Annotated in this window: 15 protein-coding genes; 6 read left to right on the top strand and 9 right to left on the bottom strand. The window is 68.2% G+C overall.

Annotated elements, in window-relative coordinates:
* The first annotated feature begins 355 nt into the window (after window positions 1–355).
* The 5 genes from rpsU (at window position 356) to ACT9F5_RS10280 (ending at window position 4,813) form a co-directional block, all read left to right on the top strand.
* Entirely contained in the window at window positions 356–571 is a 216-nt protein-coding gene (gene rpsU / locus ACT9F5_RS10300) for a 30S ribosomal protein S21 (protein WP_078758802.1), read from the top strand.
* A 160-nt stretch (window positions 572–731) separates the two neighbouring features.
* Complete coding sequence (locus tag ACT9F5_RS10295; RefSeq protein ID WP_445119866.1) at window positions 732–1,178, top strand: GatB/YqeY domain-containing protein; 447 nt, start codon at window positions 732–734, stop codon at window positions 1,176–1,178.
* 108 nt (window positions 1,179–1,286) lie between these two features.
* A complete protein-coding gene (locus ACT9F5_RS10290) occupies window positions 1,287–2,279 on the top strand; it encodes a YhjD/YihY/BrkB family envelope integrity protein (RefSeq protein ID WP_445119865.1) in 993 nt (330 codons plus the stop codon).
* A gap of 90 nt (window positions 2,280–2,369) precedes the next feature.
* On the top strand, window positions 2,370–4,109 hold the full coding sequence (gene dnaG, locus ACT9F5_RS10285; protein ID WP_445119864.1) for a DNA primase: 1,740 nt from the start codon (window positions 2,370–2,372) through the stop codon (window positions 4,107–4,109).
* Between the two features lie 80 nt (window positions 4,110–4,189).
* On the top strand, window positions 4,190–4,813 hold the full coding sequence (locus ACT9F5_RS10280; protein ID WP_445119863.1) for a hypothetical protein: 624 nt from the start codon (window positions 4,190–4,192) through the stop codon (window positions 4,811–4,813).
* Between the two features lie 86 nt (window positions 4,814–4,899).
* Here ACT9F5_RS10280 and ACT9F5_RS10275 read toward each other — a convergent pair whose 3' ends face one another.
* The 5 genes from ACT9F5_RS10275 to ACT9F5_RS10255 are packed head-to-tail and all read right to left on the bottom strand — an operon-like array spanning window position 4,900 to window position 10,312.
* Window positions 4,900–6,810 carry a chloride channel protein gene (locus ACT9F5_RS10275; RefSeq protein WP_445119862.1) on the bottom strand — a complete coding sequence of 637 codons (1,911 nt, stop codon included), beginning with the start codon at window positions 6,808–6,810 and terminating at the stop codon, window positions 4,900–4,902.
* Window positions 6,807–7,745 (bottom strand): heme o synthase, encoded by a 939-nt coding sequence (locus tag ACT9F5_RS10270; RefSeq protein ID WP_445119861.1) that lies wholly within the window; start codon window positions 7,743–7,745, stop codon window positions 6,807–6,809. The genes ACT9F5_RS10275 and ACT9F5_RS10270 overlap by 4 nt, the downstream gene beginning before the upstream one ends.
* A complete protein-coding gene (locus tag ACT9F5_RS10265) occupies window positions 7,745–8,935 on the bottom strand; it encodes a COX15/CtaA family protein (protein ID WP_445119860.1) in 1,191 nt (396 codons plus the stop codon). The genes ACT9F5_RS10270 and ACT9F5_RS10265 overlap by 1 nt, the downstream gene beginning before the upstream one ends.
* 16 nt (window positions 8,936–8,951) lie before the next feature.
* Window positions 8,952–9,566: a hypothetical protein gene (locus ACT9F5_RS10260; protein ID WP_445119859.1), complete on the bottom strand. Its 615-nt coding sequence runs from the start codon at window positions 9,564–9,566 to the stop codon at window positions 8,952–8,954.
* Complete coding sequence (locus tag ACT9F5_RS10255; RefSeq protein ID WP_445119858.1) at window positions 9,563–10,312, bottom strand: SURF1 family cytochrome oxidase biogenesis protein; 750 nt, start codon at window positions 10,310–10,312, stop codon at window positions 9,563–9,565. Before ACT9F5_RS10255 ends, ACT9F5_RS10260 begins: the two co-directional genes overlap by 4 nt.
* Before the next feature lie 84 nt (window positions 10,313–10,396).
* Here ACT9F5_RS10255 and ACT9F5_RS10250 point away from each other — a divergent pair, with 84 nt between their 5' ends.
* A complete protein-coding gene (locus ACT9F5_RS10250; RefSeq protein ID WP_445119857.1) occupies window positions 10,397–10,603 on the top strand; it encodes a twin transmembrane helix small protein in 207 nt (68 codons plus the stop codon).
* Between the two features lie 111 nt (window positions 10,604–10,714).
* On the opposite strand, the gene ACT9F5_RS10245 is transcribed toward ACT9F5_RS10250, so the two are convergent.
* Genes ACT9F5_RS10245 through ctaD form a run of 4 tightly spaced genes read right to left on the bottom strand, consistent with a single transcriptional unit; the run spans window position 10,715 to window position 14,011 of the window.
* Window positions 10,715–11,593 carry a cytochrome c oxidase subunit 3 gene (locus tag ACT9F5_RS10245; protein ID WP_445119856.1) on the bottom strand — a complete coding sequence of 293 codons (879 nt, stop codon included), beginning with the start codon at window positions 11,591–11,593 and terminating at the stop codon, window positions 10,715–10,717.
* A gap of 36 nt (window positions 11,594–11,629) precedes the next feature.
* A complete protein-coding gene (locus ACT9F5_RS10240) occupies window positions 11,630–12,244 on the bottom strand; it encodes a cytochrome c oxidase assembly protein (RefSeq protein ID WP_445119855.1) in 615 nt (204 codons plus the stop codon).
* A complete protein-coding gene (locus ACT9F5_RS10235; RefSeq protein WP_445098985.1) occupies window positions 12,241–12,375 on the bottom strand; it encodes a hypothetical protein in 135 nt (44 codons plus the stop codon). Before ACT9F5_RS10235 ends, ACT9F5_RS10240 begins: the two co-directional genes overlap by 4 nt.
* A gap of 16 nt (window positions 12,376–12,391) precedes the next feature.
* A complete protein-coding gene (ctaD, locus tag ACT9F5_RS10230; RefSeq protein ID WP_445119854.1) occupies window positions 12,392–14,011 on the bottom strand; it encodes a cytochrome c oxidase subunit I in 1,620 nt (539 codons plus the stop codon).
* Window positions 14,012–14,019: the final 8 nt, after the last annotated feature.

The raw sequence follows: 14,019 nt of genomic DNA, 5'->3' as shown, positions 1-14,019 counted from the left end.
CTTCGGGAAATCGTGGCGCAGGAGGCGGCCGGTGGGGGTATTGCTCCAGCCCTTCGTCAGGCCAGTCCTGCCCTGAGGCGGGCCGCGGCGCGGCGTCCTGTCGGGGTGTTGCGTAGAGCACGCCATGGATGGCGTGCGTTCCCCGGCTCGGGCCATGGATGGCCCGACGGAGGGGACGGAGACAACACCCCGGCAGGGCGTCGCCCACCCCGAAGCCGAGACCCCACCCGCTCCCGCCGTTGCCGTTGCCGTTGCCGTTGCCGTTGCCGTCAGCTTGCACACCGCCAACCAGCGCCGGTACAATACGCGGCTCTCCCGGGCTGCCCGGGCTGTTCACCCCGAACCGAGATACCGTATGCCAAGCGTCAAAGTCCGCGAAAACGAGCCTTTCGAGTTTGCCCTGCGTCGCTTCAAGCGCACCTGCGAGAAGGCCGGCGTCCTCGCCGAGACCCGCAAGCGCGAGTACTACGAGAAGCCGACCCAGGAACGCAAGCGCAAGGCCGCCGCCGCGGTGAAGCGCCAGTCCCGCCGCGCCTCGCGCGACGTGACCAAGCGCCAGCGCCTGTACTGATCGCGCGCATCCTGCGCAGGAACCCGGCCACCGAGGCCGGATTCTTCACAGGAAAGCCAAAGCCGGCCGCGCCGAGAGCGCCGCCGGCTTTTTGCGTTCCGCCGCCATCGACGCACCGCACTTCCATCACTACCGCCCCCAATACTGCAAGGACCCCGCCATGAGCCTCAAGCAACGCCTCACCGACGACATGAAGGCCGCGATGAAGAGCGGCGACAAGCACAGCCTCGGCGTGATCCGGCTGGCCAATGCCGCGATCAAGCAGAAGGAAGTCGACGAGCGCATCGAGCTCGACGACGCCCAGGTACTGGCCGTGCTGGAGAAGATGGTCAAGCAGCGCCGCGATTCGGTCAGCCAGTACGAAGCCGCCGGTCGCGAAGACCTGGCCGCGGTCGAGCGCGACGAGATCGTGGTGGTCGAACGCTACCTGCCGGCCAAGCTCGACGAAGCTTCGATCCTCGCCGCGATCGACGCCGCGATCGCCGAGACCGGCGCCGCCTCGCCAGCCGACATCGGCAAGCTGATGGGCGTGCTCAAGCCGAAGCTGGCCGGCCAGGCCGACATGGGCCTGGTGTCGAAGCTGGTCAAGCAGCGCCTAAGCGCGTAACCCCGTCCCGCTAACGACCTGCCGGCCACCGGCCACCGAAACCACGCGACGCTAACCCGCGTCGCCCGATACTGGCTGCGACGCAACCGCGCCGATCACGAGGGCCGCATGTCGAGAGCCGACGAAGACAACGCCCGCGCCGCGCCGGCGCAGGCCGCCGACATCGACGCCCATCCTGACGACCAGGGCCTGCGGGACCGCGTCGTCGCGCTGCAGGCACGGCTGCAACAGAGCTGGCCGGGCAAGTTCGTCCAGCGCTTCTTCGACTACGACATCCTCGCCCTCGCCGCGGCACTGTCGTTCTACACCCTGCTATCGCTGGCGCCGCTGGTGCTGATGCTGCTCTGGCTGACCACCACGCTGTACCCGACGGCGCAGGACGAGTTCTTCCGCCAGATCGGATTGCTGGTCGGTCCGCAGGTCGAGGACACCGCGCGCCTGATCGTCGCCAACGCCGAGCAGCAACCCGGCACCGGTTCGCTGGCGGCGCTGCTTGGCGCCGGTGCGTTGCTTGTCGGCGCCTCGATCGTGTTCGGCCAGTTGCAGGCCGCGCTCAACCGCGTATTCCGCTCCGACGCCAACCGGCTCGGCGGCCTGCTGGCGTGGCTGCGCAAGCGCCTGCTGTCGTTCGGCATGGCGATCGCGGTCGGCTTCCTGCTGGTGGTGTCGATGGCGGTGCAGGCGGCGCTGGCGATGCTGATGACATGGCTGCCGGACCTGTTGCCGGTGTTCGCCACGGCGTTCTCGTTCCTGCTCTACGCCGCGGTGTTCGCGGCGATGTACCGGCTGCTGCCGGACCGGCCGGTGAGTCGCCGCCGCGCGCTGTTCGGCGGGGCGTTGACCGCCAGCCTGTTCATGCTCGGGCGCTGGGCGATCGGGCTGTACCTCGGCCAGGCCAGCCTCGGCAGCGCCTACGGCCCGGCCGGCGGGCTGGTGGTGATGCTGGTGTGGATGTACTACTGCGCGGTGGTGTTCCTGGTCGGCGCGTTGATCACCGCAATGCTGGACGAATACGCGCGGGTCAAGCGGCGACTGGCGCAGGAGCTCGCCGAACGACAGCGGGCGGGCGCCGCGGCCGGATCCACCCTCCCACCGACCTGATCGATGCGCACACTGCCCGCGGCGATGGCATCCTAGCGATCCGCGTAGCGAGAAACCCCGCTGCGGGTTTTGGAACCAACACCCAGACGCATGGCACGCATCCCCGACGCCTTCATCGACGACCTGCTCGCGCGCGCCGACATCGTCGAGCTGATCGGCGCGCGCGTGCCGTTGAAGCGGCAGGGCAAGGAGTATTCCGCGCGTTGTCCGTTCCATGACGAACGTTCGCCCAGCTTCACGGTGTCGCCGACCAAGCAGTTCTACCACTGCTTCGGTTGCGGCGCGCACGGCACCGCGATCAAGTTCCTGATGGAGTACGACCGCCTGGAGTTCCTCGATGCAGTCGAGGAACTGGCGCGGCAGACCGGGATGGAGGTGCCGCGCGATACCCGCCAGCGCAACGCAAACCCGGACAGCCAGGACCTCTACGCCCTCGTCGACGCGGCGGCGCAGTTCTTCCGCAAGCAGTTGGCGACAAGTTCGAAGGCGCAGGCCTACCTGGACGGCCGGCAAGTCGATGCCGACACCCGCGCGCGTTTCTCGATCGGCTACGCGCCGGACGGCTTCAACGCACTGCGCGACGCGCTCGGTACCGACGAGCGGCGGATGAAACTGCTCGAACGCGCCGGGCTGTTCTCGCGCAACGACAGCGGCCGGGTCTACGACAAGTTCCGCGACCGGGTGATGTTCCCGATCCACGACCGCCGCGGCCGCACGATCGCGTTCGGCGGCCGCGTCCTCGATAAAGACGCCAGCCCCAAGTACCTCAACTCGCCCGAGACCGAACTGTTCCACAAGGGCCGCGAACTCTACGGCCTGTGGCAGGTGCGTCAGGCGCACAAGCAGATCCCGCGGCTGATCGTGGTCGAGGGCTACATGGACGTGGTCGCCCTCGCCCAGCACGGCGTCGACACCGCGGTCGCCACCCTCGGCACCGCCACCACCGCCGACCATGCCGAGCTGCTGTTCCGCAACGCGCCCGACGTGTACTTCTGCTTCGACGGCGACCGCGCCGGCCGCGCCGCGGCGTGGAAGGCGGTCGAGTCGGTGCTGCCGCGGATGAAGGACGGCCGCCAGGCGTTCTTCCTGTTCCTGCCCGAGGGCGAGGATCCCGATTCGATCGTGCGCAAGGAAGGCGCCGAGGGTTTCGATGCGCGCCTGCGCGACGCCACCGCACTGTCACAGTTCCTGTTCGATTCGCTCGGGACCGACGTCAACCTGGGCACGCTGGAGGGCAAGGGCCGGCTGGCCGAGCGCGCCAAGCCGCTGCTCGCGCAGATCCCCGATGGCGCCTTTGCCGACCTAATGCAGCAGCGCCTGACCGAGCTGACCGGCGTCGGCGCGCGCGCCAGTGCGCCCGACACCCACGTGCCGGTGCAGCGCGCGCGCAGCGGCCGGGGCACACCCGCACCGAAACGCAGCCTGGTGCGCGCGGCGATCGCGTTCCTGCTGCAGCAGCCGTCGCTGGCGCTGGAACTGGAACCGCCGTTCCGCTTCGCCGCGCTGCAGCAGCCGGGCATTCCGCTGCTGGTCGACCTGCTGCAACTGATCTACCAGCGACCCGACATCAGCACCGGTTCGCTGATCGAGCATTTCAGCGGTCGCGCCGAGCACGAGGCGCTGCAGAAGCTGGCCTCGCAATCGCTGCCGGGTGACGAAGCCAAGTGGCGCAACGAACTGCTCGACGCGATCGGCCAGCTCGACCGGCAGATGCTGATGCAGCGAGTCGACGAGTTGCAGGCCATCGTCCACGAGGGCGGTTTCGCCGCGTTGTCGGCGCAGGAGAAGGCCGAGTTGCGCGAACTGCAGGACAGCACACGCAAGCGTTGACGCCGCGCTCACCGGCATTGACCCGTTGACGACAACCCGTCGCCTAGGCTGCAGGGGATCCCGCTGCGAGGACCCGCTGCATGCGCAAATCCGACGGCGTTGCCCGCATCCGCCTGCTCGAGGCCGGCTTGCTCGCGCTGGCGGCATGCCTGTTGCCGGTCGTGCTGGCGGGCTGCGAAGGCGGGCCGGCATTTGACCTGCCGGCGCATGAGATCGGCGGAAACGGCATGCAATCGTCCGCGTCGGCCGGCATCGCGCTGCCGTTGCCGGAACCGGAGGTCACCCCGGCCCAGCAACGTGATGCCGCGTTGTCGGCGTTCCTGGAAAGCCGGCAGGTCAGCGAAACCCCCGGCTATCGCGATGCCCGTGCCGATCTCGACGGCGATGGCGTCGACGACCTGCTTCTGTTGCTGGATGGTCCGAGCTGGTGCGGCAGCGGCGGGTGCACGCTGCTGGTGTTCCACAACGGCGGCGAGGACGGCTACCGGCTGGTCACCCAGACCAGCGTGACCCACGCCCCGATCGCAGTCGGTCCGCAGCGCCACAACGGCTGGCACGACCTGCTGGTCGGCGTCGGCGGCGGCGGCACCCAGGGCGGCACCGTCGCGTTGCAGTTCAACGGCGAGGCCTATCCGAGCAATCCGACCCTGCTGGCGTTACTGGCCAACGGAGGCATGGCGCGGGCACAGGTCCTGATCGAGTAGATCGCTAGTTGGTTGCTTCCGTAGGAGCGGCTTCAGCCGCGATCGAAGCCATCGTCCGCTCGCACCGGTTCCAGATCGCGGCTATCTCACACAGACCGCCTGCCGGCGGCGCGACGCCGCAGGCTCTCGCGGATGCGGATGTGGCGCCCGGCCTGGTGCGCTTCCTTGAGCCGACGCGCGTGCGCCGACAGCAGGTCGCCGCGGGTCAGTATCCCGACCAGCGGGTGCGGTGCCTCGGCGCCGACCACCACCAGCCGGCCGATGTCCTGGTCGACCATGTGGTCGGCGGCTTCGCGCAGCGAATGGCTTTCCTGCACCACCACCGGTGCGCGCGTGAGCATGTCGCCGATCCGGCGGATGTTGGGATGCGACGGATCGAGCAGGTCGCGACGGGTGATCACTCCACGTACCTGACCGTTGTCGTCGATGACCGGGAAACCCTGATGCTGCGCCTCCGGACGACCGGACGCCATCCAGTGGCGGATCGTGCCGAGGTCGTCACTGGTTTTCAGCGACACCACCTCGCGCGAACACGCCTCGCCTACCGTCACCAGTTGCAGGTGGTCGGCGGCGTACTCGCTGGGCACGCGCACACCGCGGCGCGCGATCTTCTCGGTCATGATCGTGTTGCGCATGATCAGCGCCGAGACCAGGTAGGCGGCGACGCACCCGCCGAGCAACGGCAACAGCCCGGCCGCCTGCTGGGTGGTCTCGAACGCGAACACCACCGAGGTCAGCAGCGCGCGCGATGAACCGGCGAAGATCGCCGCCATCCCGACCAGTCCGGCGATGCGCGGGTCGACCCCGAGCTGCGGGGCTACCGCGACCAGGCCAAACCCGCACAAGGCACCGAACGCGCCGCCGATCGTGAACAACGGCGCCAGCGTGCCGCCCGACGTCCCGCTGCCCAGCGCGATCGCCCACGAACCGAACTTGGCCACGCACAACAGGGCCAGCGCGCCGACCGCGAAATGGCCGGAGACGATGTCCTCGATGTTGCTGTAGCCGACGCCGAGCGTCAGCGGCGCGTAGTAACCGATCACGCCAACCGCGAGGCCGCCGATCGCAGGCCACCACATCCAGTGCACCGGCAGCTTCTCGAACGCATCCTCGATGCCGTACACGACCCGGGTCACACCGACACTCACCAGTCCTACCAGCGCGCCGAGCACGACGTAGCTCAGCAACGCGAGGCCGCCGGGCTGGTCGATGTCGGGCATCGCGAACACCGGCTCGGTACCGACCATCGCGTAGCGCACGCCGGTGGCGACCACCGCGGCCAGCGCCACCGGGATCAGCGAGCGCGGTCGCAGCTCGAACAGCAGCAGTTCCACCGCGAGGATCACCGCCGAGATCGGCGACCCGAAGATCGCCGCCATGCCGCCGGCCGCGCCGGCCGCGAGCAGCACCTTGCGCTCGCCGCCGGTGACATGCAGCAACTGGCCGAGGAACGACCCCAGCGCGCCACCGGTGGCGATGATCGGACCCTCGGCACCAAACGGCCCGCCGGTGCCGATCGCCACGGCCGACGACACCGGCTTGAGGAAGGTGATGCGCGGCGGGATCTTCGACTCGTTGAGCAGCACCTGCTCCATCGCCTCGGGGATGCCGTGGCCACGGATCGCGGCCGAGCCCCAGCGCGCCATCAGCCCGACGATCAGTCCACCGATCACCGGCACCAAGATCACCCATGCACCCATCTGGTGGGTCGCCGGCGAGACCTCCTGCAGCGACCAGCGACCGTGGAACGCGAGGTTGGTGACCACCGCGATCAGCGCCACCAGCAATTGCGCGACCAGTGCGGCGGCCACGCCCAGCGCGATCGCCAACGCGGCGATGAACAGGATCCGGGGCTCCACCAGCGTCGAGCGCCGCGGCATCCGCGCGGCATCCAGGCTCACGCCCAGCGCGGGAGCGACCGGCAGCGCATCGGTGCTGGCGTTGTCGCGCAGGTGCGGCGCGGCATCGCCCTGTGGCGTGGTTTCCCGCTCGCTCATCCGCCCAGTCGCTGCAGCGCGAGCCCGGCATCCCCCGGCTGCAGGTACGGCAGCAGCCAATGGTCGACCAGCAGGAACGCGAACAGCGCCATCAGGTACACGATCGAGTAATTGAACACCTTCATCGCATACAGCTCGTCCGGCGGATCCATCAGTTTCCACGCGTGCCAGATGAACACCAGCCCGAGGATCAGCGCGCCGCCGAGGTAGAAGTTGCCGCTCATGCCGATGATCCACGGCAGCACCGTCACGATCACCAGCAGCACGGTGTAGAACAGGATCTGCCAGCGGGTGTACTCGACGCCGTGGGTGACCGGCAGCATCGGCACCATCGCGCGCGCGTAGTCGGCGCGGCGGAAGATCGCCAGCGCCCAGAAGTGCGGCGGGGTCCAGACGAAGATGATCAGCACCAGCAGCAGCGCATGCGCCCAGTCCCACTGCCCGGTCATGCCGGTCACCGCGGACCAGCCCAGCAGCGGCGGCGCGGCACCGGCGATGCCACCGATCACGATGTTCTGCGGCGTCGCGCGCTTGAGGAACACCGTGTAGACCACCGCGTATCCGATCAGCGAGGCGAACGTCAGTACCGCGGTCAGCACGTTGACCCAGACCAGCAGCACCAGCATCGACAGCGCCGCCAGCAGCAGAGCGAACACCAGCGCCTGCCGCGGACTGACCTGGCCGGCCACGATCGGCCGCCACGAAGTGCGCGCCATCTGCGCGTCGATGCGCGCATCGAGCAACTGGTTGATCGCCGCCGCCGAGGACGCGGCCAGCCAGATGCCGAGGAAGCCGAGCACCGATTCCTTCGCCGGCGGCAGCCCCGGCACGGCGAGGAACATGCCGATCGCCGCGGTGAACACGATCAACGCGACCACCCGCGGCTTGGTCAGGTCCCAGTACTGCCGGGCGGCCTGTCGCGCGGTGCTGCTCATCACGCCTCCGGCGAGCGCAGGCGCGCCAGCAACGACACGAGCACGAACAGCAGCAGCGTCGCGCCCGCGTTGTGGCCGACCGCGGTCCACAGCGGCAATGCCAGCTTGACGTTGGCGATGCCGAGGCCGACCTGGGCCAGCGTCAACAGGCCGAGCAGGCTCGCCCAGCCGCGCATTCCCGGCGTGCGCAACAGCTTCGCCGCCAGCCCGAGCAGGTACACGAACACCACGAGCGCCATGATCCGGTGGGTCATCTGGATCGCTATCCGCGCCGCCCCGCCAAGCAGCCCGCCTTCATAATCGGCGCCGATGCCGTGCCACAACACGAAGCCCTCGGAGAAGTCGGTCGGTGGCCACCACTGGCCCACGCACTTGGGAAAATCGGTGGCGCAGGCCAGCGCCGCATAGTTCGCACTGGTCCAGCCGCCGAGCGCGATCTGGATGCCCAGCAGCACCAGCCCGAGGACCACCAGTTGCCGGACCCGGGTCGCCTCGGCCAGCCGTATCGGCACGTTGGTCGCGCGCCATGCCATCCACACCAGCAGCGAGAACGTCAGCAGCCCCCCCAGCAGGTGGCCCATCACCACCACCGGCTTCAGCAGCCAGGTCACCGTCCACATCCCGAGCAGGGCCTGGAAGATGATCACCGCCAGCGTGAGCGTGGCGACCCGCGCGAGATCGGTGTTGCTCCAGCGCCATGCCGCGAACAGCAGGGTCGCCTCTGCCAGTATCGCCAGCACCGAGGCCGCGACGTGTTGTTCGTGCATGTACAACGGGATGCCGATGGCGACCAGCGCCGAAGCCGCGAGCACCTGCGCGGCCCCGTGCGGACGCTTGCGCGCGGCCAGCAACGCCAGCGCAAGCACCAGCACGCCGAGCGCACCGGCGATCATCCGGTGCAACTGCTCGCGCCAGGCCTTGCTGGTATCGACCGGCCGGATCGCGGTGGCGGCGTGGTCGCCGACCTGGTCGACTGCGGTCGGCCACGCGGCCTGGCCATAGCAGGTCGGCCAGTCGGGGCAGCTGAGCCCGGCGTCGGACAGGCGCACGAAGGCCCCGAACACGATGACCCCGAGTGCCAATGCCACGGCCAGCCACGCAAGGCGATGGAAATGGCGGGCCGGTCGGGTCACGCGTGCGGTGGTGGCGGCCGTGGCGGGCCGGCCTGGTTCATTGGGAGCGACGCTCATTCGGATCTCGTGGGGCTCAAATCAGTTTCAGCAACTTGGCCATGTCCGCGCGCAGGCCGACGGGATCGAAGCCCGGAGCGTAACGCAGAATGACAAAGCCATTCGGGTCGATCACGTACACCGGGACTGCGCCGGGGGTCGCGGGGTCGACGGCCGATCCGTCGCCGGGCGGCAGCGCCGAGAGCAGGCGCGGGTCGGGTTGCAGCAGGTGCAGCGTGCGGGGCCGCGGCGCGCCGTCGGGCGGCATGCAGCCGGCGGTGCCGCATACCCACAACAGGTGGACGCGGTCGGCATCCTTGCCGAACAGACGCCAGACAGTGTCGAGCTGTTCGGCCAGGGTCGCGCACGCCGCTCCGCAATCGGCGGGCGGCGCCACCGCGATGCGCCAGGTCCTCGCGTCCGGGTTCCAGTGGTATTCGCCACCATCGGCGAGGCTCGGCACCACCGAGCGCAGGTCGGCCGGCGGGTCGAGCAGCACGCCGTGGTTCTTGCGGCCTTCGGGGGTCCAGCCAGAGAAGCGCAGGATCCCGGCCACCAGCATGCTGCCGAAGAACAGCGCGACGATCGCGATCAGCATGCCACGGTTGCGGTTGCGCGCGGTGGGGGCGATGGGCGGCGTGTCTGTGGTCATGGTCGGCCTTGTCGATGGCGTGCGCGACGGCTGCGCAGCGAGCGGAACGTGAGGAGGATCGCGGTGGCCAGCACGGTCAGTGCCAGCCCGAACCACTGCACCGCGTAGCCGCGATGCTTGTCCGGGGTGAGGGTATTGGCGAGCAGCTCGAGGTCACGTTCGTAACCGAGTTGCATCGTCGGGTCCAGCCGCAGCACGCGCGGCGCCAGCGGCACCGACAGGCCGGTCTCGCGGGCAATCGCATCCATGTCGATGCGGGTCAGCAGCCAGTTCTCGCCCTCGCGCATCAGGCCGGGGCCGAGCGCGATGCCGGTCGAGGGCGGTGGCGCGAGCAGGCCGCGCAGCTCGATCGTTCCTTGCGGGCGCGGAACCGTCGGCAGCGCGCGGTCGCCGGACAGTGGCAGCCAACCCAGGTCGACCAGCAACAGGCCTCCACGATCGGGCTGGAAGATGCGGTAGGCGTGCACGCCGACCCGGCCGTCGCGTTGCTGGTTGTCGAGCAGCAGCGCCGGGCGGCCATCGAAGCTGCCGCGGCCGACCGCCCAGTCGTAGGCCTCGGCACGCGAGGCATCGGACGCAGCCGACAGCGGGTGTACTTCGCGGTTGTCCAACACCCGTGCGGCGGTATCGAGCATCGCCTGCTTCTCGACGGCGCGGTCCAGTTGCCAGAAGCCCAGGCGGGCGAACAGCGCGATCGTCGCCACCGCCAACGCCCACAGCAGCATGAAGCTGGCGTTGCGGCTCATGCGGGCATCGCGGCCGGCTGCGATAATCCGGGCAGGCGCGCAATTGGCGTGTCGTACTGGGCGCCGTCGCGTCGGAGCATGTTGATGAAGACCCTGTTGATCGTCGCCTTCCTGATTCTCATCTTGTGGAACCTCGGGGCCGGCCTGTACTACATGCTGGTCGACAAGGGCGAGAGCAAGCGCACGGTCAACGCGCTGACGCGTCGCGTCGTGCTGTCCATTGCACTGATCCTGCTGATCGTCCTCGCCCACAAGATGGGCTGGATCGAGTTCCACGGCGTCACCGCCTAGGCGGATCCCGGAAACACCGCAACCGCGCCGAGCGCGGTTGCCGATGGCCGCCTGTTTGGCGGGCCCCCCGGATTCGACCCGGACCGGGGCCCGTCGGCGCCTTGCGCCGGATCAGAGCACGTAGACGAACAGGAACAGCCCGAGCCAGACCACGTCGACGAAGTGCCAGTACCAGGCCACCGCCTCGAACGCGAAGTGGTTGTCCTTGTCGAAATGACCCTTCAGGCAGCGGAACCAGATGATCGCCAGCATGATGGTGCCGAGGGTCACGTGCAGGCCGTGGAAGCCGGTCAGCATGAAGAACGTCGAACCGTAGATGCCCGAGCCGAGGGTCAGGTTCAGTTCGCTGTAGGCGTGGATGTATTCCTCGGCCTGGAAGAACAGGAAGACGCAACCCAGCAGCACGGTGGCGCCAAGCCACACCAGCAACGACTTGCGGTGGCCGGCCTTGAGCGCGTGGTGCGCCGCGGTGACGGTCGCGCCCGAGGTCAGCAGGATCAGGGTGTTGAGCAGCGGCAGGCCCCACGCCGGGATGGTCTGGAACTGGCCCCCGACATTGCCCGGGCCATTGGTCGGCCAGGCGCTGGTGAACCCTTCCCACAGCAGGTTGTTGGTGGCCATGCCGTCACCGGCGCCGCCGAGCCACGCCAGGCCGTACTGGCGGGTGTAGAACAGCGCACCGAAGAACGCGGCGAAGAACATCACCTCGGAGAAGATGAACCACACCATCCCCATCCGGAACGAGACGTCGACCTGGCGGTTGTAGTGGCCGCGGACCGACTCGCGGATGACGTCGCCGAACCAGAAGAACAACACGGCGATCATGCCGGCGATGCCGATGAAGAACGTCGTCTGGCCCCAGCCGCTCTCGTTGAGCCAGCCGCCGAAACCGACCATGGTCACGAACAGCGCGATCGAGCCGAGGAACGGCCAGCGGCTGCTGTGCGGCACGAAGTAGACATTGGCGTCTGGCGTATGGGCTTGGGCCATGGCGGTGCTTCCGTTATTCAATGGAGTCAGTGGTGCTTACGGCGCGGAGGCCGGGGTCGCGCCCACCGCGTGGACGCCTGCGGCCCGCGCGGTGAGTTCGGTGTTCTTGAAGAAGGTGTACGACAGGGTGACCGTGCTGACGTCTTCCGGCAAATCCGGATCGATGATGAAGCGCACCGGCATGTCGCGGGCCTCGCCGGCCCGCAGGGTCTGCGCGGTGAAGCAGAAGCACTCGGTCTTGCTGAAATAACCCGATGCACGTGCCGGGGCGACCGAGGGCACCGCGCTGCCGACGATCGTGCGATCGCTGGTGTTGCGCGCGTAGTAGGTGGTCTCGTACAGCTCGCCCGGATGCACCTGCATGGTCAGCTGGTTGGGATTGAACTCCCACGGCAGCTTGGAATTGACCCCGCCGTCGAACTGCACGGTGACCATCCGGTTCGCATTGACCGCACCCTGCCCGACATCCACCGCGGCCGCACCTTCCAGGCGCACGCCGAGCAGCTTCTCGCAGGCGATCCGGTACAGCGGCACCAGCGAGAACGCGAACCCGAACGCGAGCACCGCCACCACCAGCATCTTGGCGAGGCCGGCGCTGGGCTTGGGCGTCGGACGCGGTCCGGTCTTGTCGGGGAGCTGCGGCGCGCTCATTGCCCCAGCACCCCGCTGAGGATGAAGGCGACGTAGATCCCGACCGCGATCAACCCGATCCACAGCGCGGTGCGACGCACGGCCTTGCGGCGTGCGGCGTCATCCTGGCGTGGGGCGGGGGTCGGGGTCATGGCCGGGCTCGAACGCTCAGTGGCTGATGTCGCCGTGGGCGAGGTCGCCGTCACGGATCACCGGCGGCGTGGTGAAGGTGTGGTGCGGCGCGGGGCTCGGGACCGTCCACTCCAGGCCGAGGGCACCTTCCCACGCACGCGCCTCGGCCCTGGCGCCGGTCTTCAGCGAGCGCCACAGGATGAACGCCATCAGGAACGGCGTGATGAACATGCCGAACGCGCCGATCGAGCTGACGAAGTTCCAGTCGGCGAACACCACGTTGTAGTCCGGGATGCGGCGCGGCATGCCGGCCAGGCCGAGGAAGTGCTGCGGGAAGAACAGCAGGTTGACGAACACCATGGTCCACCAGAAGTGGAACTTGGCCAGGCCCTCGTTGTACATGCGGCCGGTCCACTTCGGCCACCAGTAGTACACCGCGCCGATGATGCCGAACAGCGCGCCGGTCACCAGCACGTAGTGGAAGTGCGCGACCACGAAGTAGGTGTCGTGGTACTGGAAGTCGGCCGGCACGATCGCCAGCATCAGGCCGGAGAAGCCGCCGATGGTGAACAGGATCACGAACGCGATCGCCCACAGCATCGGCGATTCGAACGTGATCGAGCCGCGCCACATGGTGGTGACCCAGTTGAACACCTTCACGCCGGTCGGGATCGAGATCAGCATCGTCGCGAACATGAAGTAGATCTCGCCACCGAGCGGCATGCCGACGGTGAACATGTGGTGGGCCCACACGATGAACGAGAGGAACGCGATCGCGGCGGTCGCGTAGACCATCGCCTGGTAACCGAACAGCGGCTTGCGGCTGAAGGTCGGGATGATCTCGCTGACGATGCCGAACGCCGGCAGGATCATGATGTAGACCTCGGGATGCCCGAAGAACCAGAAGATGTGCTGGTACATCACCGGGTCGCCGCCGCCGGCCGCGTTGAAGAACGAGGTGGCGAAGAACTTGTCGGTCAGCAGCATGGTGACCGCGCCGGCAAGCACCGGCATGACCGCGATCAGCAGGAACGCGGTGATCAGCCAGGTCCAGGTGAAGATCGGCATCTTCAACAGGTCCATGCCCGGCGCGCGCATGTTGAGCACGGTGGCGATGATGTTGATCGCGCCCATGATCGAGCTGATGCCCATCATGTGGATGGCGAAGATCACGAAGGCGACGTTGGAACCGCCCTGCAGCGACAACGGCGGGTACAGCGTCCAGCCGCCGGCCGGCGCGCCGCCCGGCAGGAACAGCGTCATCAGCAGCATCGTGAAGGCGAACGGCAGGATCCAGAACGACCAGTTGTTCATGCGCGGCAGCGCCATGTCCGGCGCGCCGATCTGCAGCGGGATCATCCAGTTACCGAGGCCGACGAAGGCCGGCATGATGCCGCCGAAGATCATCACCAGCGCATGCATGGTGGTCATCTGGTTGAAGAAGTACGGCTCGATGTGCTGCAGGCCGGGCTGCAGCAGCTCGGTGCGGATCATCACCGAGAACGCCGCGCCGACGATGAACATCAGGAAGCTGAAGACCAGGTACAGCGTGCCGATGTCCTTGTGGTTGGTCGAGAAGAACCAACGTTCGATGAAGCCCTGCTTGTGGGCATGGTCATCGTGGTGGTCGGCGGTGGCGGCGTGCGTGGTGGCCATGGGCTACC

The sequence above is a fragment of the Lysobacter sp. F6437 genome, assembly GCF_052547215.1.
Note: the sequence above shows the minus strand (reverse complement) of the source record. Positions and strands in the feature narration are given on the sequence as shown.